Consider the following 18732-nt stretch of genomic DNA (forward strand, 5'->3'; position numbering starts at 1 on the left):
TAGTTTTCTTGTTACTTGGATAGCACCAGCCACAAAAATACCCCGGTGGTCACTAGAAAGTGACCGCCGGGGCGAAAGTGGCGTGCTCTTGTTGGGTTTAGCCGAAGACGACGCGCAGGATGGAAACGGTAATTGCCGAGATAGCTGCAGCAGCCGGCAGAGTGATAACCCAGGCCAGACCAATCGGCTTCATCAGGTTCCAGTTAGCGGCGCGGTTAACGATACCGACACCGAGAACAGCACCAATCAGAATGTGGGTGGAAGAAACCGGCAGACCCAACAGGGAAGCGATCATAACGACCACAGCAGCAGAGAGCTCTGCGGCGAAGCCCGACGCCGGGTGCATCTTAGTCAAGCCGGAACCGACAGTCTGAATAACGTAGCGACCGATGAACCACAGACCGGAAATCAAAGCGACACCCATTGTGGCCATGACTGCCAGCGGAACACCAGACTCAGAAGAAATTTCGTTGGTACGGAGAACATCCAGAATTGCCACGAACGGGCCAAGTGCGTTAGCGATGTCGTTCGAACCGTGGGAGAAAGCGAACGCAGAAGCGGTGAAGACCTGCATCCAGCTGAACAGCAGGAAGGTCGAGCGGTCGAGGTCCTGGCGCTTCAAAGTGCGGGCGAAGATGTAAACGGCGAGCCACACGGCGGTGGCAATCATGCCCATAATCAGGAAATTGTCCAGGCCGGACAGGCCCAGGTGCAGGTTCTTGAGCCCCTTGAACAGCATCATCGCGGAGATGACGACGGAGCCCAATGCGGCCAGGCCTGGAACCCAGGCTTCTAGCGCGCGGTGAGCGCGGACGTCATCAACCTTGGACTCGATGTCAACGAGCTTGCGGAAGTAGTCAGACTCCAGGTCATTCCGCTCCCAGTCGGCGTCGCGCATCGTCGTCGCGTCGCGAAGCATCGCGTTGGTGTAAGAGATCTGCTCGTGCTCAGGCAGCTTTTCGAACTCTTCACGGTGCTGAGCCTTAAGATCGGCCTTTTCCTGGTGGATGGCCTGCAGCTGCTGAGAAGCCTTGTCGTTATAGACGAGAATCGACTTCTTAATGCCGCCGAACAGGAGAAACGCGACCATACCACCAAGGAGCGGGGAGAGAACCCAGGAAATTGCAATCTGGCCGATCTGATCCCACTGGACCATGCTCCAGCCACCCTTGCCGGTGATGAAACCGACCGTCAGTGCGGCACCAACGATACCGCCGACGATGGAGTGGGTAGTGGAAACTGGCCAACCCATGCGGGTGGCAACGAGGAGCCACACTGCCGCGCCAAGAAGCGCGGACATCATGATGAAGGCGAACTCCATCGGGTCCAAACCGTGGATCGCATTCAGGTCCACAATGCCGGAACGGACGGTGTCAGTAACCTCGCCACCTGCGAGGACGGCGCCCGAAACCTCAAAGACTGAAGCGACAACTAGCGCCTGCTTCATGCTCAGGGTGCCGGCACCGACTGAAGTACCGAAGGAGTTAGCAACGTCGTTACCGCCGATATTGAATGCCATGAAGACGGCGAACGCGATGGTAATCAGAAGAATTGCCGTATTTGCCTGCGGGCCGACGAAGTCATAAGCCCAGAAGGCAAAAATTACGATGTTGATTGCGAGAAGCCCGCCGAAGAAGAGATGCCACCACTTATCTGAGGAGCTCGATTGCTCAGACGATGTGGTCCCGGTCGACGAACTAGTATTCGCTGGAGCCGAGGACATGCTCCACCTTTCTAAGTTACGTACAGAGAGCAAAAATAGGCACGCCAAAGAAGCCTGCTGTCTAATGATTTCTTAGATTGGTAAAGGCTAATTGCTAACTAGATGACGACTAGGTTAACAAATAATGAATTTAATTATCGCTATCTATGGCTCTCGTTGGCGTAGCTGGAAGCGATAGCCGAAACTGAGTGCGTGGGTGTGTGGCGTTTTCGCATTTCGGCAGTACAAGAAGTATGCACATTTGCTACTTGCGGCTTTGCTTTCGGCTAGACCCTCCCGTTGTTCGCTAATGGCTTAATGGCGCAATAACAGCGCGTAAATTCTTTGTGCCGATGGAGTTAGCTATGTGTGGCTACGCGAAATCTGAGTACTAGCCAAGAAGAGGGTGGCTGCGCATTTGAAGGAATCGCTGATTAGGTTCAACTGCGGAACGAATGCGGAAAAAGAAATACCCGCGTCAGTCGCAAAGTGCGACTAACGCGGGCAGGGAAGAGGTGGAACCTCCTGCTAGCAAGCCAGCTAGATATTTCCGCGGCGCTACCACCCCAGGAGGGGAGTAGGCTGCTTAGAGCTGCAGATCCGATTCGAAGTTAGCAACCTCGAGGCGGTCAACAACGGTCGTCATGAAGCGACCTGCATCAGCGCCGTCGATGAGGCGGTGATCGTAGGTAATTGGCAGGAAGACCATGGCACGAATGCCAATGGCATCTGCCTCATTCTCGGTGACGACTACTGCGCGCTTCTTAATCGCGCCGGTGCCGACCATTGCAGCCTGTGGCGGAACCAGAATCGGGGTGTCGGTCAAGGCGCCCTCGGAGCCAATGTTGGTAATGGTGAAGGTGCCGCCGGACAGGTCCTTCGGGGTCAGCTTGTTATTGCGAGCGCGGTCTGCGATGTCCGCGATAGCAGCAGCCAGCTCCGGCAGGGACATATCCTGAGCGTCGTGGATGACCGGGGAGAGCAAACCACGTTCGGTATCGACAGCGATACCCAGGTTGACCTGCTCGTGGTAGGTAATCTCCTTGGTCTCTTCGTTCCAGGAAGCGTTGACGTTCGGGTGGCTGACCAGAGCCTCAACGATTGCCTTTGCAAAGAATGGCAGGAAGGTCAGCTTCGCGCCGTGCTTCTTCTCGAACTCAGCCTTCTTAGTAGCGCGCAGATCCCAGATGGCAGTCATATCTGCCTCGTGGACCTGGGTCAGCTGTGCGGAAGTCTGCAGAGACTCGAGGGTCTTGGCAGCGGTAATCTCGCGGATGCGGTTGACACGCTGGGTGGTGCCGCGCAGCTCAGCGAGCTCAGGGCGAACGCCCTTGGTGGACCAGTTGGAGCCGGACTCAGCAGCAGTCTCCTGGCCTCCCTCGGCAGCGCGCAGAACATCCTGCTTACGAATGCGGCCGCCAATCCCAGAGCCCTGGACCTTAGTCAGGTCAACGCCGTGCTTGTCAGCCAGCTTGCGAACAAGCGGGGTGACGTAAGGAACGTCCTTGTTGGCGGAAGGCTTGGATTCAGCCTTCGGAGCCTCAGCCTTTGGAGCCTCCTTCTTCGGCTCTTCCTTCTTTGGCTCCGGCTTGGACTCTGCCTTTGGAGCTTCCTTCTTTGGCTCCGGCTTGGACTCTGCCTTTGGAGCTTCCTTCTTTGGTGCGGCCTTCTTTGGCTGGCCACTGCCAACGCGAGCGATGACCTCGCCGACGTCAACGGTGTCGTCTTCGTCGTAGAGGACCTCGAGCAGGGTGCCTGCGACCGGGGACGGAATTTCGGTGTCGACCTTGTCGGTGGAAACCTCGAGCAACGGCTCGTCGACCTCGACGGTGTCGCCGACCTTCTTCAGCCAGGTGGTGATGGTGCCTTCGGTGACGGATTCGCCGAGCTCCGGCATCTCAACGTCGGTGGCGTCGCCAGCGTCAACGTCAGTGGAGTTCTCCTCAGTCTCCTCGTTGGCCTTTACTGGCTCCTCGTCCTTCTCGACTGCAGCAGATGTCTCTTCGGCCTCTTCCTCAGCCGATTCGTTGGCGGCCGGAGCGGCGTCTGCATCGCCAACGCGAGCGATGACCTCGCCGACGTCAACGGTGTCGTCTTCGTCGTAGAGGACCTCGAGCAGGGTGCCTGCGACCGGGGACGGAATTTCGGTGTCGACCTTGTCGGTGGAAACCTCGAGCAACGGCTCGTCGACATCGACGGTGTCGCCGACCTTCTTCAGCCAGGTGGTGATGGTGCCTTCGGTGACGGATTCGCCGAGCTCCGGCATCTCAACGTCAGTAGCGGGACCGGAAGCGGCCTTCGGTGCTTCCTTATTTGGCTCTTCAGCTTCTTCCTTCGGAGCCTCTTCCTCAGTCTCCTCTGCGGAATCGTCAGCGCCTTCCGGCTCTTCGCCCGGCTCGCCGACCTTTGCGATGACCTCGCCAACATCGACGGTGTCGTCTTCTTCAAAGAGAATCTCGGTGAGAACACCGGCGACCGGAGATGGAATTTCGGTGTCGACCTTGTCGGTGGAAACCTCGAGCAACGGCTCGTCGACCTCGACGGTGTCGCCGACCTTCTTCAGCCAGGTGGTAATGGTGCCTTCGGTAACTGATTCACCGAGCTCCGGCATCTCAATAGAGGTCGCCATGTTTGTGCACTCCTCGAAAAGTTAAGAAATCTCGTTTTAAGACGGTTATTACAAATTAGCTTACAGGTTGAAAACTCTGCTTGCCCCGTGGGCTGCGCCCGCTTTCGACTGGTGCGTGGAATAGCTCATTTCAGCCAGGATTCCAGCCGGGTGGGGCGCAGTCGGATGACCGGCTACTTCGTTGCCAAATCCTCAATCACAGAGAACATCGTCCGAACCGGAACGCCAGTGCCCCGCTTCGGGGTATAACCATACTCCCCGGTGGTGTTGAAGGCCGGACCGGCAACGTCGATGTGAACCCATTCAACATCCTCACCAACGAATTCGCGCAGGTATGCAGCTGCAACGCTCATACCGCCAAAGCGAGAGTTCGTGACATTCCGCAGGTCAGCGACCGGAGAATTCAAGGCCTCTGCTAGCTCAACTGGAATCGGCATTGCCCAACCATTTTCACCAATGCTCTGAGACAGCTCTGCAACACGGTCACGGAACTCGTCATTACCCAGGACACCCGGGGTGCGCTCGCCAAGAGCGACCAGCTGCGCACCGGTCAGGGTGGCGGTGTCAATCAGGTGAGTCGGCTTGTCTTCGCAGGCGCGGACAATGGCGTCCGCGAGTACGAGACGGCCCTCTGCGTCGGTGTTCAGAATCTCAATGGTCTTACCGCCGTACTGCGTAATGACATCGCCCGGACGGTACGCCTTACCGCCCGGCATGTTCTCTGCCATCGGAACGGTTGCGGTCACCGGGGTGGAAACACCCAAACGGGCAGCCAGGACGACTGTGGCAATAACTGCCGCAGCGCCGCCCATATCGGAAATCATGTTCTCCATGCTGGCGCCCGGCTTCAGCGAAATACCGCCGGTATCAAAGGTGATGCCCTTACCGACCAGCCCCAGCGATTTCTCTGCCGACTCATCGCCCTTCCAGACCAGACGCACCAGGCGCGGCCCGCGCGAGGATCCGCCACCCACGGCATTGAGGCCTCCGAAACCGCCGGCGCGCAGAGCGTCGTCGTCAAGCACCTCGACCTCGAGCCCTGCGTCACGGCCCAGCGCTGCAGCAGCGTCAGCAAACGTCTCGGGGTAGAGGTGCGACGATGCTGTATTGACGAAGTCACGCGCGGTGGCAACGGCATCCACAATCGCCGCAACGCGCTTTACGACGTCGTCATCAGCGCCCAACACGACCACCTTCTGGGTGTCCTCGTTGCTTTCTTCGGCGCTTTTCTGGCCGGAGTAAGCGTAAGCGCCCAGTGCAAAGCCCTCGGCTGCAGCCTGCGGATCGATGGCGCCGAGAGTGTTAAAGACCACCTTGGCCTTGGACATACGGCGGGCAGCGGCACCGCAGGCACGGCGGATATCCTCTGCATCCAGGTCCTCAGAACCCACGCCAACGCCCGTGACACTGTCGACATCCAGGCCAGCGGGGGCCGGAATGGTGGTCACGGACTCGGCCTTAGCACTGGCGGAGACTGCCTCAAAGGAGGCGAGCAGCTGCTCTGCAACCGAACCGATGGCCTCGGGTGCGACCAGCTCGACGCCATCCTCGCCGTCGATAAGCGCGACGAGAACCGCGTCGGCGTCCGCGGGCAGAGACTTGTCGGCAGCGATGACCACGCGAGTGCCGATAGCCGGCAGGTAATTGGACAAAATTGCGGCGTTGCGAGAGGCGCCGAACTGCGTCGAATCATTGTTAGCGGGGACTGGCATGTAGTTGCATCTCCTTGTAGTCGTACTATGTGGTACACCACCGTATCCCTATTTGCCGGTTCGTGTCCTTCACCCCTGGACAGCGGACCGACGAGACAGCGCCACGACTATTGGAATGTACCCGCGCCTAGTGCCCGCGACGCTGACATTAGCCTGACTAACACGGTCTTTCGGGGCGAGTATTGATACGACTCGATCCTCGACGGTTTAGGATGAAAGACATGTCTGCTTTGGAATTTGCAATCGAACGTAACCCGAATCCACTCTCTGATGTCGAGCGCGAGGAGATTCTGGCCAACCCCGGTTTTGGTAAGCACTTCACCGACCACATGGTCCGAATTGACTGGACTGCAGACAAGGGCTGGCACGACGCCAAGCTGCAGGCATATGGTTCGATTGAAATGCAGCCGTCTTCTTCGGTCCTGCATTACGGGCAGTCGATTTTTGAGGGGCTGAAGGCGTATCGCATGCCGGATGGTTCCATTGTTACTTTCCGCCCGGAGCAGAACGCTCGTCGTTTCCAGCGCTCCGCTGACCGCATTGCGATGCCGCAGCTGCCGGAGGAGACCTTTCTCGAGGCAATCCGTCTGCTGGTTGAGGCCGATGCGGCATGGGTGCCGCCAGCTGGTGGCGAAGAATCCCTGTACCTGCGTCCAATCATGTTCTCCACTGAGAGCACCCTGGGTGTGCACCCGTCGAACTCTTACACCTTCCTGCTCATCGCTTCACCTGCTGGCGCGTACTTCTCCGGTGGTATTAACCCGGTGACCGTGTGGATCTCCCACGAGTACGTGCGTGCCGCGCCGGGAGGCACCGGTGCTGCGAAGTTCGCAGGTAACTACGCAGCTTCGCTGGCGGCTCAGCAGCAGGCAGAGGAAAAGGGCTGCGACCAGGTTGTGTGGCTGGATGCTGTCGAGCGTAGGTACATCGAGGAGATGGGCGGCATGAACCTGGCGTTCATCTACCCGGATAAGACCGCTGACGCTGGTGTTCGCCTGGTGACTCCAGAGCTGTCCGGTTCGCTACTGCCGGGCATTACCCGGGCATCGTTGCTGCAGGCTGCTCAGGATCTGGGCATGAATGTCGAGGAGCGTCGCATTTCCACCGAGGAGTGGAAGAATGATGCCACTTCCGGTGTCATGAGCGAGGCATTCGCCTGTGGTACCGCTGCCGTCATCACCCCGGTCGGTTTTGTGAAGTCCGCTGAGGGTGAGTTTGAGATTAATAACGGCAACACTGGTGAGTGGACTATGAAGCTGCGCGAGCGTCTGACTGGTATTCAGCACGGTGAGGTTGAGGACACCCACGGTTGGATTCACAAGCTCGTTGAGGCTTAAGTTTCGGCGTAAGTCGGAAAAGATAATTTAATAGTTGTTACGAGAATTAGTACTTTCGCAGCCCCTGATTAGTATTTGCTGGTCAGGGGCTGCGTTTTTGCTTCGCTGGTTCCCCAACAGCTGTGCGGTTTTCTCATGGTTCATGAATTGTTCAGAGGGCATTTGTTTAGCCATTAAAAATACCTCTAGCGTGACCGGGGTCACTGTGAAAAACTACCAACACGATTGGTTTTTGTAGTTGGGAAAACAGTTTGAGGTGCTGTGATGGTGGTAGTTCAAGACTTTTTTAAAGATAGTTTTTCGTCAAGTAGTTCAAAGCGCCTAAGGGTAGCCATCGTCGTCACGCTGTTGTTGGCGGCGTGGACGATCGGGTTTAGCGCAATCCCGGCTCCTGTGGCGGCAGCTCAAGATACGCCGCCACCGTCCGGGGTGGAACAGCCCGCTCCTACGGGCGAAGGGGGCACGGGCGAAGCAAAAGCAGAGCTAATCATGGATCTGTCAGGCTCGATGCTTGCCGACGATGCCGGAGGCACCCGCCTCGATGCGGCAAAGCGCGCATCCACGGAGCTGATTGACTCCCTCCCGGATGATGCGCTACTTGGCATGCTGGTTTATGGCCAGCGCGAATCCAGCGATGAATCCAACCGCGAGCGAGGTTGCCAGGACATCGAGGTGCTGTCGCCGGTTCAAAAGGTCGACAAAGAAGGCCTGAAGAGCAGGATTGCCGGGTTGAAAGCTCAGGGCTACACGCCGATTGGCAATGCACTGCGTAAGGCGGCTGATGAGCTTGGTTCAGACGGTGAGCGATCAATCATCTTGGTTTCCGATGGAATTGACACCTGCGCACCGCCACCGGTGTGTGAGGTTGCGAAAGAACTGGCGGGGCAGGGCGTTGGCCTGACCATTCACACCGTGGGCTTCAAGGTTGATGAAGAAGCTCGCGCTGAGCTTGAGTGTGTTGCGCAGGCAACTGGCGGTCAAAGCATGACTGCTGATGATGCCACCCAGCTGGCAGACCACATGAAGTTCTTGGCTCAGCGGTCAGTGCAGGGCTACGAAACCACGGGCACTCCGTTCGAGTTCTCCGAGACTAAAGAAGGCGCGAAGTGGCTCGGCGAGGGCAAGTACCAAACGACGCTGGTGCCAGAGGTCGCCCAGCACGATCGCACCCCGCTCTACTACCGAATCGCAGTGCCGAAGGGGCACAACGCGATTGTTACCTCAAAGGTGTTGGCGAATATCGATGCTGAGGGTAAGGGGCAGCAGGATGTCCGAACTGAAGTTGACGAAATCATCAATGAAACCGGCGGAAAATGCCAGGACGACGGTCGCATGAGGTCGCTGACAGGCGCCGAAGCTAGTGCCGATTCGTGGACTCCAACTTCGGCTGATGCAAGCATTCTTGAATGGGATAGCGACCGCATAGAATCCAGTTGTGATCAAACCAAGTGGCTCGTCGCAAACAACGTGTGGGTCTATGACAGTGAATCAGTAGCAGATTATCGTGATGAACCCGTGAAGGTCGAGGTTAGCGTTCAGTTTGAGCCAGTGCTGAAGAAGCAGGATGCTGACAAGCTAAATGAAGGGCGGTCTTCCTCCGGCGACAAAGCCTACAAGAAGGCCACTTTTGGGGAAGCCAAGCCTGTAAGCGGTGGCAATAACGCAGCTCAAGCCCCGGAAGTCAAGTCTGGGGACACTATCTCCGACACAATCGTTCCCGGTGAGCAGAAGTTCTACAAGATCCCCGTCGAGTGGGGTCAGCGACCAGTGATTGCTGCCCGTACTGGAAATTCGGAGCGCGATAATGCCGATTCCATGGGAGTTGCTCTGTTGAATCCATTCGAGGTTTCCGTGGCGGATGGAACAATGCACTTTTATCAGGATTCCGAGGATCTGAATTTGTCAACAGATCGTCCGGTCGAATACAACAACCGAAGTACCAATGTTGGCGGACAATCTATAGCCAACGCCGGCTATTACTACGCGACTGTCCGAATGGCTAACTATCGCCCGGATGAAGAGGTCAGTGGTATCGATCAGCCGTTCCAGCTCGCATTCCTCCTGGACAACAAGCCAACTAAGGGGCCTGACTGGCGACCGACCGACAAGAACGGCCCGACTTCATCCGATAAGCCGATTCTGGCCAAGGGAGAGTCGGAAAAGGATTCGTCGAAGGAATCTTCGGAAGATGCGTCGAAGGAATCTGACTCCCCGGATACGGATTCTCAGGCATCCGCATCCTCGTCGGACATGGAGGACGAGGGTATGAGCCCGCTGGTCATTGGCACCATTGTGGCAGTGGTCGCCGTGTTTATCGGCATCGCAGGCGCAATCGTCTACCAGAACAAGAAGCGCAAGGAGTAAGACAAACCGTAAGCTCAGGAAGCTCCTGAGCAGGAGGGGCTAACCCGCAAGAATGTGTCCGCTCGGCATATCGCCGGGTGGGCACACTTTTTCTGCTTAACCCCAAAACTGACAGGCCAAGCATGATACTTACAGGCCAAGAACGATGGGCTGCAGATGTGAAGCTGTGCGAGTTTATGACACTTTCAGGCCATTTTTCGGACCATTTTCGCCATAAACGCAGTCAGTAACTCGCATCGGTCCGCCGTCGCTAACATAACCGCAGTCACTAGCCCCCCGCAGAACCCAAACCCCACAGAACCCAAACCTGGGAGTATTACCCCAACATAGAAAAGCACATCCCGTGCATTGCTGCGACGGGACGCGCTTTTTTTAATTAGCTGGGAGGCTAGAAGGTGTGCTCGTTCTTGGCGCCCCGGCAAACGGTCGGCGCAAAATAATTTGGGCGAGCCCCGAAACGAGCCTCCTGTACTCCGCCTTCCCGGCGGTGTGCCCTCAGAATACGTCCGCGTCAAAGTGACCGTCAATAGTTCTTTTTAAAGAAAACCCCAACGGGGGCAATGCGTGCATTTTCCCTGCTAGAACCCTATGGCAAGTACCACGGCACAGACAGCGCATGTTACCTCAATGACCGCACCAAACACGTCGCCGTTGACTCCTCCAAACCTCTTCACGCAGTGCTGTGTCAGCAGCAGTGTAACGCCGAAGCTCAGCACACAAGCGGCTACGCCCACGAGCCCAATCAACCCGCCCGACACAGCTAGCAGCAGTGTCCACCAGCAGGCCACCGTCACGGTGGACTGTGTACCAGCCGTCAGGGAGCCGAAGCCGCTGTTCGAAAAAGGCGGAAAGCCACGCCAGCAGGCAGTCGTTGCCGCCGCGCGAGAGGCCACAAAAGGCAAGCACAGCACAACCACGCTCGGCCACATCTGACCAGCAGACCAATGTGACAGCACACTAGCCACAATCACGGCAAAAGCAGTCGTCGTCGTCAACATCGTCAGCACGATGGAGCCCACGCCCATTGGGCCGGTGCTCGGATCGCGCAGCACCTCGCGCGCCCCCTCCGGCGGTTTATACGAGCCGAGGGCATCTGCCACATCCGCCAGCCCATCCAGGTGCATGGCGCGGGTCAACATCTGTGCCGCCACCATAATCAGGGCGCCGCCGAGGATCGGGGTGACGTCGTAAAGCGTGGGCGTGCGTGACGACGACGTTGCGAACAGCCCCGCCGTGATGAGAACTGCACCCGCGGCAGGAACGAGCCCAGCTACTGGCAGTGCAGCGATGGCGCGGCGGCCGGTAATGCGGTCGAACACGCTCGCGCCTTTGAAAGGCAGGACAGTGAGCCAGGACAGGGCAGTGGTGATGGCCTCAGCGACGGCATTGCCGTGAGCGGAGGGATCACCGTCGAGGTTGTCCTGGTGAGACGGGCCGGCTTTGTCGGACAAGTCGATTAGTCCTTGGTGCTTACGCCTGCGTCGGCGAAGGTAGCCATGTTGCGCAGGACGGATACGCCGGACTTGACCAGCGGTAGGGCAGCGACGGCGCCGGAGCCTTCGCCAAGACGCATCCCGTATTCGAGAAGTGGTTCCTTATCCAGGTGTCGAAGGGCAAGCGCGTGCGCGGGCTCTGCCGACTTGTGGCCGGCGACCCACCAATCGCGCGCGCCCGGCGCGAGCTGGTCAGCTAGCAGAGCTGCGGATGTGACAACCACTCCGTCCAAAATCACAGGAGTGCGACGCACCGCTGCCTGAGCCAAGAATGCGGCCATCACAGTCATATCCGGCGAGGAAATACGACGGAGCACCTCAACCGGGTCATTGCGCAGGCGACGCACGCGGAACATGGCATCGCGCACGGCAGCGACCTTGAGCTTCCAGCCCTCGTCATCAATGCCAGTGCCTCGGCCGACGACGACAACTGGTTCGGAGTTGGTCACGGCACCGATCAGCGCTGCGGCTGGAGTGGTGTTTCCGATGCCCAGGTCGCCGGCAATGAGCAGGTCAGCGCCTTCATCAACGGCGGCGTCGGCAATCGCGATACCCGTGCGGATGGCCTTATCGACCTCCTCCTCGCTCATCGCATCCTCGCGGTCGATAGAACCGCAGCTGCGACGGATACGGTATGGCCCTTCGGCATCGTGGTCGAGGGAAATGTCCACACCGGTAACTGTGGCTCCCGCGATGTCAGCGATAGCGTTCACGCCGGCGCCCTTTGCCTCGATGTTGGCAAGCATCTGGATAGACACCTCGGACGGGTACGCGGACACCCCGCCCTGGGCAACACCGTGGTCACCAGCGAAGACATAAACACGACAATCGTCTAGGTCACGCGGAGGGCATTCTCCCTGGCACGCCGAAATCCAAATGCCGAGTTCTTCCAACCGGCCGAGTGAGCCTGCGGGTTTAGTCAACTGCTCATGGCGCACGCGGGCGGCTTGTTCAGTCTCTTCGTCAGGGCGTGCTACCGGTCCAAAATAATCCGCGTTCATACTCTCAAACGCTACCCGAAAACGATTTGTGTACCGACCATTGGTACACAGTTATTCGCATTGCTAGGAAGACCGTCATAGGAGGAGAGGCGTGGAGTGAATCTAGCTCGCCGCCTTGACTTCCATAGGGCAGCCCGCCACAACTAAGACAACACGATCACAGACAGCTGCGAGCTGCTGGTTGAGAAGGCCAATTTCATCACGGAAAAGCCGCCCTGAGCGGTGCTCGGGAATGACACCGAAGCCCACTTCGGGCGACACAATGAACAGGTCGGAATCTGCGGGGAAGTTGCGCACGGCGTCGACAAGCGAGTGTGTCCACGGCGCGACGCTGCCCCTCGGCGCCTCCCACAGCCCCTGCGCGTCGAGGATGTGCGTCAGCCAGGTGCCGACATCGTCGAGCAACATGCGCCGCTTCGGCGACGCGAGAGCATCCACCGCATCGACGTCATCAACCGTGTACCAGACCACTCCGTGCTCTTGTGCCTGGGCTTGACGACGAATGCGGTGCTCCTTGACCCTGGAGTGAAAGTCACTATCACCGGGCCAGGGCCGTGCAGTTGCGATGTAGTGCAACACCGCTGAGGCTGCGGCATCTGAGGCACAGTCGGTTGAGGCTGCGGCGGTGGCCAGCAGCTCGTGCTCAGCCCATGAGGACTTGCCTGAGCGGGCGCCACCGAGAACCAGAGTGCGCATGGCAGATGGAGGCTACTTGATCTCGTCGCCGATGTTGACCTGCGGACGCGGAGTACGCAGACGACGCGGCTGAGAAGCGCGGGAGTAAGCGTAGAAGCCCAGCCCCCAGGCTCCCTCGGTGGTCTTCGGGAAGCGTTCGCGCGTCAGCTTGATGGCACGGCGGCCGATGTAGATACCTTCGATAATCAGGGCGATGATGAGAACCATCGCGATGAGAGATGCGATGTTGGCCAGCTTTGGCAGGGAAGTGCCAATCATCATAATCAGCAGCAGAATCAGCGCGAACGGGAGGAACACGTTAGCGAGGAAGCGACGGGAATCAACCCAGTCGCGGACAAACTTGCGCTCAGCGCCCTGGTCACGCGGCAGCATGTAGCGCGGATCGCCGGCGGCCATGCGCTCGTCGGCAATGCGGCGCTGCTCACGTCGCTCTGCTCGCTCGCGTGCCTTGGCGGCCTTGAGCTCTTCCTTGGACATGGAGGCCTTGAGCTCCTTGCGGCGCTGGCGAGCTTCCTTAGCGGTTAGCGGTGCCTCGACCGGGCCACGGCGGATGCCGCGTGCGCGCTCAACCTCGTTGCGCTTCGGGGTGGGGCGCCCCTTCTTGGGAGTAAAGGCACCGCTGTGCTTCTTCTCGGGCTGCTGAGACTCCGAAGCGGTGTCCTTGGCTCCGCTGGATGCGGTCGCGTCGGTGGTTACGTCTCCGGCGTTGGTTGCGTCAGCTTTAGTTGCGTCAGCTGCCTTGGACTTTTTGTCATTCTTTTTCCACGGTAGATTCACGACCCCAGATTATAAGGTCTTCAAGGTGCTTCCCTAATTTGGTTGCAGGTTGAGGGCCAGGGGCTGGGCAAGGGGCGTGGTTTTTGGCGTGGCCGCCGCGTGGGGTCGGAGGCGGAGAGAGCGCCGTTGGGGCGTCGGAGGCCGTGGTGCGGTTGCGAGGTGGCGGCAAGAAGAGACTTCAGAAAAAGAGAAAGAAAAAGAGAGCCCAGAATTGGGAATTAAAGACTGGTCGGTATGGTTGTGATAAATAATGACGTAGCCGACCTTGGGGTCGACTCGCATACTTAAACACTTCAACAAGGAGGACACGCGCTATGACTACTGCTCAGAGCACTGGCGTTACCCTGACCGAAGCTGCGGCTGCCAAGGCAAAGGCACTTCTGGATCAAGAAGGTGCCACCGACCTGGCACTGCGTATTTCCGTGGCTCCGGGCGGCTGCGCCGGCCTGCGCTACCAGCTCTACTTCGATGATCGCAGCCTCGACGGCGATGTCGCCGAGGTTTTCGGTGGTGTCAAGCTGGTTGTTGATCGCCAGTCGGTTCCGTACCTGTCCGGCGCCACTATCGACTTCGCGGACACTATTGAGCAGCAGGGCTTCACCATCGATAACCCGAATGCCACCGGCTCCTGTGCTTGCGGTGACTCCTTCAACTAAGTCATTAGCTGAGCAGAGCTGTCAGCAGACGCTGTGAAAAGCGTCGGATAGTACAAGGCTCGGACCTCACTCTTGTTAATTGAGTGAGGTCCGAGCCTTTTCTTTTGGTTGCGCCGGCTATGGTGGCAGCCTGCCGGGGCAGGATGGCAGCGCGGGGACCGTCGTAAAGCGAACTAGCGAACTAGAGCTCGACGGGGTAGTCGCGCTGCTCGATGTCCGGAGTGATGCGGTCTTCGATGAAGATGCCGTGCCAGACCATGAAGGCCAGGATGGTCCAGAGGCGGCGAGAGTGGTCGCGCTCGGTTGGGTGGTGCTCGGCGAGCATCTTGAGCACGGCGTCCTTATTAATGAACTCATCAGTCTGGGACTCGCGGATGATGTCCTCGGCCCAGCCGTGCAGTTCGTCGCCCGCCAGCCAGTGGCGAATCGGCACCGGGAAGCCCAGTTTGCGGCGGTTGAGAACGTGCTCCGGAACAATCTGCTCCATGGCGCGACGCAGTGCGTACTTAGTGGTGCCGTGAGAAACCCGCATGTCCACCGGCAGCGTCTGTGCAACGTCGAAGACCACACGGTCGAGGAACGGCACGCGCAGCTCCAGGGAGTTGGCCATGGTGATTTTGTCGGCCTTGACCAGAATGTCGCCACGCAACCAGGTGAACAGATCCAAGTGCTGCATCCGAGTCACCGGGTCCCAGCCTTCAGACTGCGCGTAAATCGGTGCCGTGACATCGCTGTGGTCCCATTCCTTCTTTGCCCATGGCAGGACTTCCTGCAGCTGCTCGAAGTTAAAGGAACGAGCATTGCCGTAGTAGCGCTGCTCCAGCGGAGTAGTGCCTCGCTGCAGCAGTGACTTGCCGCGCATGCCTTCTGGCAGAGCTTCGCCGACCTTAGCCAGGCCGCGCAGCAGGGGAGAGGGAACCTTGTCGAACGGTTTCAGCGACAGCGGCTCCTTATAAATGGTGTAACCACCAAAGAGCTCGTCTGCGCCCTCACCGGACAGTACGACCTTAACGTGCTTACGAGCCTCTGCGGCCACGAAGTACAGCGGTACCAGTGCAGGGTCAGCTACCGGGTCATCGAGGTACCACATAATCTTCGGAATCGCACCGGCGAACTCCTCCGGCGAGACGACCTTCACGATGTGCTCGACACCGATGGCAGCGGCGGACTCCGCAGCCACATCGACCTCGGAGAAGCCCTCGCGCTCGAAGCCGGTGGTAAACGTCAGCAGGTTCGGGTTGTGGCGCTTAGCCAAAGTTGCAATCGCCGTGGAGTCGATACCGCCCGACAGGAACGAGCCCACCGTGACGTCGGCACGCATATGCTTCTCGACGCTGTCCTCCAGTGCGCGGGCAATGCGGTCAAAAACATCCTGCTCAGCGCCCTTAGCTACTGGCTGAATCGGGAAACTCGGCTTGAAGTAGCGGGTCTGCTTAACTTCGCCGCCAGGCGTAACGACGGCTGTGCAGCCCGACTCCAAGCGGACAATTTCGGTGTGCAGCGACTCCGGTTCCGGCACATACTGCAGATCGACGTAGTGCTCCAGTGCGCGCTTATTCAGCTTCTTCGCATCGATGCCCATCTCCGGCGCAGCTTCGAGCAGGGACTTCTTCTCAGAACCGAAAATCGTGCCGCGCTCTGTGGTGGCGTAGTAGAGCGGCTTAATGCCGAACGGATCGCGCGCCAGGAAAAGCTTGCGTTCGACGCTGTCCCAGATAGCAATGCCGAACATGCCGCGCAGGTGCTTTACGACGTCCGCTCCCCAGTGGTGGAACCCAACGACGATGGGTTCACCATCGCCGGAGGTATTAAAGGCATAGCCTTCCTTCTGCAGCTGCTCGCGGAGTTCGACGAAATTGTAGATTTCGCCGTTGAAGGTCATGGAGTAACGATTCGGCTGATTCTCCGGTCCCCACTGCAGCGGTTGGTGGCTGTGGGCAATATCAATAATGGATAGGCGGTTGAAGCCGAAAACTGCGTCCTCATCGTGCCACGTGCCTGCATCGTCAGGGCCGCGGTGCCGCATGCAGGGCAGGGCCCTTTCGACAACGGGAACGAGCTCCGCTGCGTCAGAATTTGCAGTCAGGATTCCGAGAAGACCACACATGCTTCGTGCGCGCACCTTTCGCTTAGTGTCACTTAGTGGATTTTCGACGGCTTCGTAGCTAGGGGCTCAGTGCGACTGGCTGTCGCCTGAACCGGTGGCCGTGAAGGACCGCCGCGTGGCTGAGTAGCTGGGTTGAACCCCAGATTGGCACCACATAGAAATGCTGCACCTACTTTAATGCCTTTTGGGGAAAAGCGAGAATGTCTGAGTTTGCCGTGTCTAGGGCTCGGGGCAAGGTTGTGCGGGACGGTGTGTGCGTCAGCGCGTGGCGCAAACACTAAAAAATTCATAGACTTGGGAGCGTCAACAGGGTGTAACTGGTGAGAATGCCACCCCCGATAGGCGGGTCTTTCTCAGTATTTTATTAGGGCAGATATACTCAAAGGCACCCCACAGCCATATTTATTGTGGAGAAAGCTTAAGAATCGACTACTCTGCTTGGGTAGGACGAAACCTTAATCGGTTATCGAAAATTGTGTGGATCAGGAAGGCAGACACACGTGAATCAGCGTAGAAAGTTCGGAGTCGCCCGTAAGCTCGGCGTCCTCGGCGTTGCCACCGGTAGCGCAGCCTTGCTTGCCGGCTGCGATGTTAATCCTCCGGAGAACGGCTTCTTCAAGCTGCTCCGCTTTGGTTGGCCGGAAGGTGTGACCCCGGAAGCACAGTCCATGGGTAACTTCTGGGTTTGGACCTGGGTTGCAGCTTGGATTATCGGCATCATCGTTTGGGGCGTTACCCTTTACTCGATGACAAACTTCACAGCTAAGAAGGCTGAGAAGAAGGGCAAGGGCGAGTTCCCGCGCCAGACTGCATACAACGTTCCGGTTGAGTTGTCTCTGACCATTCTCCCGATTCTGATTGTGATGACTCTGTTCTTCTTCACGGTTCAGACTCAGGACGAGGTCACTGCTCTGGATAAGGATCCAGAGGTCACCGTCGACGTCACCGGTTTCCAGTGGAACTGGAAGTTCGGTTACGCCAACATCTCCGCTGACCTGATGGGCGGCCAGGAGTACAACGGTCGTATTGAGAAGCCGGCTGATGAGCAGTTCTTCACCGAGGGTGGCCACGAGGTTCCGTCCGACGAAGATCGCGCAAAGCAGAAGGAGTACCCGGTTCACGGTCGCTCCAAGGAGAGCCTCGACTACCTGCACTACGACGAGATTGAGACCCTCGGTACCACCGAAGAGGTTCCGGTCCTCGTTGTTCCGGAAGACACTGCAATTCAGTTCGACCTCGCGTCCGCTGACGTGATTCACTCCTTCTGGGTTCCGGAGTTCCTCTTCAAGCGCGACGTGTTCCCGCACCCGGAGGCTAACAAGTCCAACCGTGTCTTCCAGATCGAAAAGATTGACTCGGACAAGATTGCCAACCGACCAGAGGACAACCCGAGCGACAAGGTCAAGAACGCATTCGTTGGCCGTTGTGCCGAGATGTGTGGTACCTACCACGCAATGATGAACTTCGAGATTCGTGCTGTCCCCCGTGAGGCATTCACCGAGTACATCAAGTTCCGCCAGGAGAACCCAGAAGCTACTAACGCTGATGCTCTGAAGCACATCGGTGAGCCGGCATTCGCAGTCTCCACTTCGCCGTTCAACTCCGGTCGTGTCGACACCCGCGACATGGGTGATCGTGGTGCTAACACCATTGACCTGAACGCGACCGCCAAGTAAACCCAGCAAGATTCTTACCTAAAGGAAGTTCTCAAATGAAGTCTGCAGCAAAGCTCTTCTACGGACTTACCGTGTTCCTGGGGTTCATGGCTGTCGTCTACATCTTCGGCACTCAGTACCTCCAGGACACCGGTAACGTCATCAACGAAAGCCAGGGTCGCCTCGAGTGGGCCGGCGCAACCGGCCTGGTCCTCGCAGCTCTGATGACCCTGATGCTCGGTGGATACTTCCACTTCACTGAGCGCCGTTCCGACATCACCCCGGCCGACTTCGAAGAGGCAGAGGTTGCCGACGGTGCTGGAACCCTCGGTTTCTTCTCCGCTAGCTCGATTTGGCCGTTCGTGATGACCATGGGCATCCTGCTCATGGGCTACGGCATCGCATTCATGGCCTACTGGCTGATTGTTCTTGGCGCGGTAATCCTGATCGTCGCCGGCACCAAGCTCAACACTCAGTACATCACTCCGCCGGAGAAGCACTAGTCCGAGTGCAAGCCGACTGAACCACAGTCGTAGATAACCGAAAAGTCTCTCCCACTAACAAGGGCGTTAGTGGGAGAGACTTTTTTGTTTTGCGATTCGG

The 18732-nt window shown here is 58.2% G+C and carries 13 protein-coding genes; 5 read left to right on the forward strand and 8 right to left on the reverse strand.

Translation table 11 applies throughout. From position 1 onward, the window contains the following. Positions 1-97 precede the first annotated feature (97 nt). From I6J19_RS06600 to I6J19_RS06610, 3 genes are all read right to left on the reverse strand, one after another. Positions 98-1723, reverse strand: coding sequence for an inorganic phosphate transporter (locus tag I6J19_RS06600; protein ID WP_049181585.1), 1626 nt, complete (start codon positions 1721-1723; stop codon positions 98-100). Between the two features lie 565 nt (positions 1724-2288). Beyond that, complete coding sequence (sucB, locus tag I6J19_RS06605) at positions 2289-4331, reverse strand: 2-oxoglutarate dehydrogenase, E2 component, dihydrolipoamide succinyltransferase (RefSeq protein WP_187402471.1); 2043 nt, start codon at positions 4329-4331, stop codon at positions 2289-2291. 173 nt (positions 4332-4504) lie between these two features. Next, a complete protein-coding gene (locus tag I6J19_RS06610; RefSeq protein WP_081913949.1) occupies positions 4505-6043 on the reverse strand; it encodes a leucyl aminopeptidase in 1539 nt (512 codons plus the stop codon). A 221-nt stretch (positions 6044-6264) separates the two neighbouring features. Between I6J19_RS06610 and I6J19_RS06615 the strand changes: the two genes are divergently transcribed. Together I6J19_RS06615 and I6J19_RS06620 are read left to right on the forward strand one after the other, a co-directional pair. Continuing rightward, a complete protein-coding gene (locus tag I6J19_RS06615; protein ID WP_038625886.1) occupies positions 6265-7380 on the forward strand; it encodes a branched-chain amino acid aminotransferase in 1116 nt (371 codons plus the stop codon). Between the two features lie 489 nt (positions 7381-7869). Next, complete coding sequence (locus tag I6J19_RS06620) at positions 7870-9744, forward strand: vWA domain-containing protein (RefSeq protein WP_052155534.1); 1875 nt, start codon at positions 7870-7872, stop codon at positions 9742-9744. A gap of 578 nt (positions 9745-10322) precedes the next feature. Here the strand turns inward: I6J19_RS06620 and I6J19_RS06625 are convergent. The 4 genes from I6J19_RS06625 to I6J19_RS06640 form a co-directional block, all read right to left on the reverse strand. Further along, positions 10323-11195, reverse strand: coding sequence for an adenosylcobinamide-GDP ribazoletransferase (locus tag I6J19_RS06625; protein WP_038625884.1), 873 nt, complete (start codon positions 11193-11195; stop codon positions 10323-10325). 5 nt (positions 11196-11200) lie between these two features. Next, positions 11201-12238, reverse strand: coding sequence for a nicotinate-nucleotide--dimethylbenzimidazole phosphoribosyltransferase (gene cobT / locus I6J19_RS06630; RefSeq protein WP_038625882.1), 1038 nt, complete (start codon positions 12236-12238; stop codon positions 11201-11203). A gap of 102 nt (positions 12239-12340) precedes the next feature. Further along, positions 12341-12934 carry a bifunctional adenosylcobinamide kinase/adenosylcobinamide-phosphate guanylyltransferase gene (locus I6J19_RS06635; RefSeq protein ID WP_038625880.1) on the reverse strand — a complete coding sequence of 198 codons (594 nt, stop codon included), beginning with the start codon at positions 12932-12934 and terminating at the stop codon, positions 12341-12343. 12 nt (positions 12935-12946) lie between these two features. Beyond that, on the reverse strand, positions 12947-13711 hold the full coding sequence (locus I6J19_RS06640) for a DUF3043 domain-containing protein (protein ID WP_038625877.1): 765 nt from the start codon (positions 13709-13711) through the stop codon (positions 12947-12949). Between the two features lie 314 nt (positions 13712-14025). Between I6J19_RS06640 and I6J19_RS06645 the strand changes: the two genes are divergently transcribed. After that, positions 14026-14367 carry a HesB/IscA family protein gene (locus tag I6J19_RS06645; RefSeq protein WP_005512007.1) on the forward strand — a complete coding sequence of 114 codons (342 nt, stop codon included), beginning with the start codon at positions 14026-14028 and terminating at the stop codon, positions 14365-14367. Between the two features lie 181 nt (positions 14368-14548). On the opposite strand, the gene asnB is transcribed toward I6J19_RS06645, so the two are convergent. Continuing rightward, on the reverse strand, positions 14549-16474 hold the full coding sequence (asnB, locus tag I6J19_RS06650) for an asparagine synthase (glutamine-hydrolyzing) (RefSeq protein WP_038625875.1): 1926 nt from the start codon (positions 16472-16474) through the stop codon (positions 14549-14551). A gap of 500 nt (positions 16475-16974) precedes the next feature. Between asnB and ctaC the strand changes: the two genes are divergently transcribed. Beyond that, positions 16975-18150: an aa3-type cytochrome oxidase subunit II gene (ctaC, locus tag I6J19_RS06655; RefSeq protein ID WP_038625873.1), complete on the forward strand. Its 1176-nt coding sequence runs from the start codon at positions 16975-16977 to the stop codon at positions 18148-18150. A 35-nt stretch (positions 18151-18185) separates the two neighbouring features. Beyond that, positions 18186-18632 carry an aa3-type cytochrome oxidase subunit IV gene (ctaF, locus tag I6J19_RS06660; protein WP_038625871.1) on the forward strand — a complete coding sequence of 149 codons (447 nt, stop codon included), beginning with the start codon at positions 18186-18188 and terminating at the stop codon, positions 18630-18632. Positions 18633-18732: the final 100 nt, after the last annotated feature.

Source organism: Corynebacterium amycolatum (assembly GCF_016889425.1).
In the GTDB taxonomy this organism is placed as follows: Bacteria; Actinomycetota; Actinomycetes; order Mycobacteriales; family Mycobacteriaceae; genus Corynebacterium; species Corynebacterium amycolatum.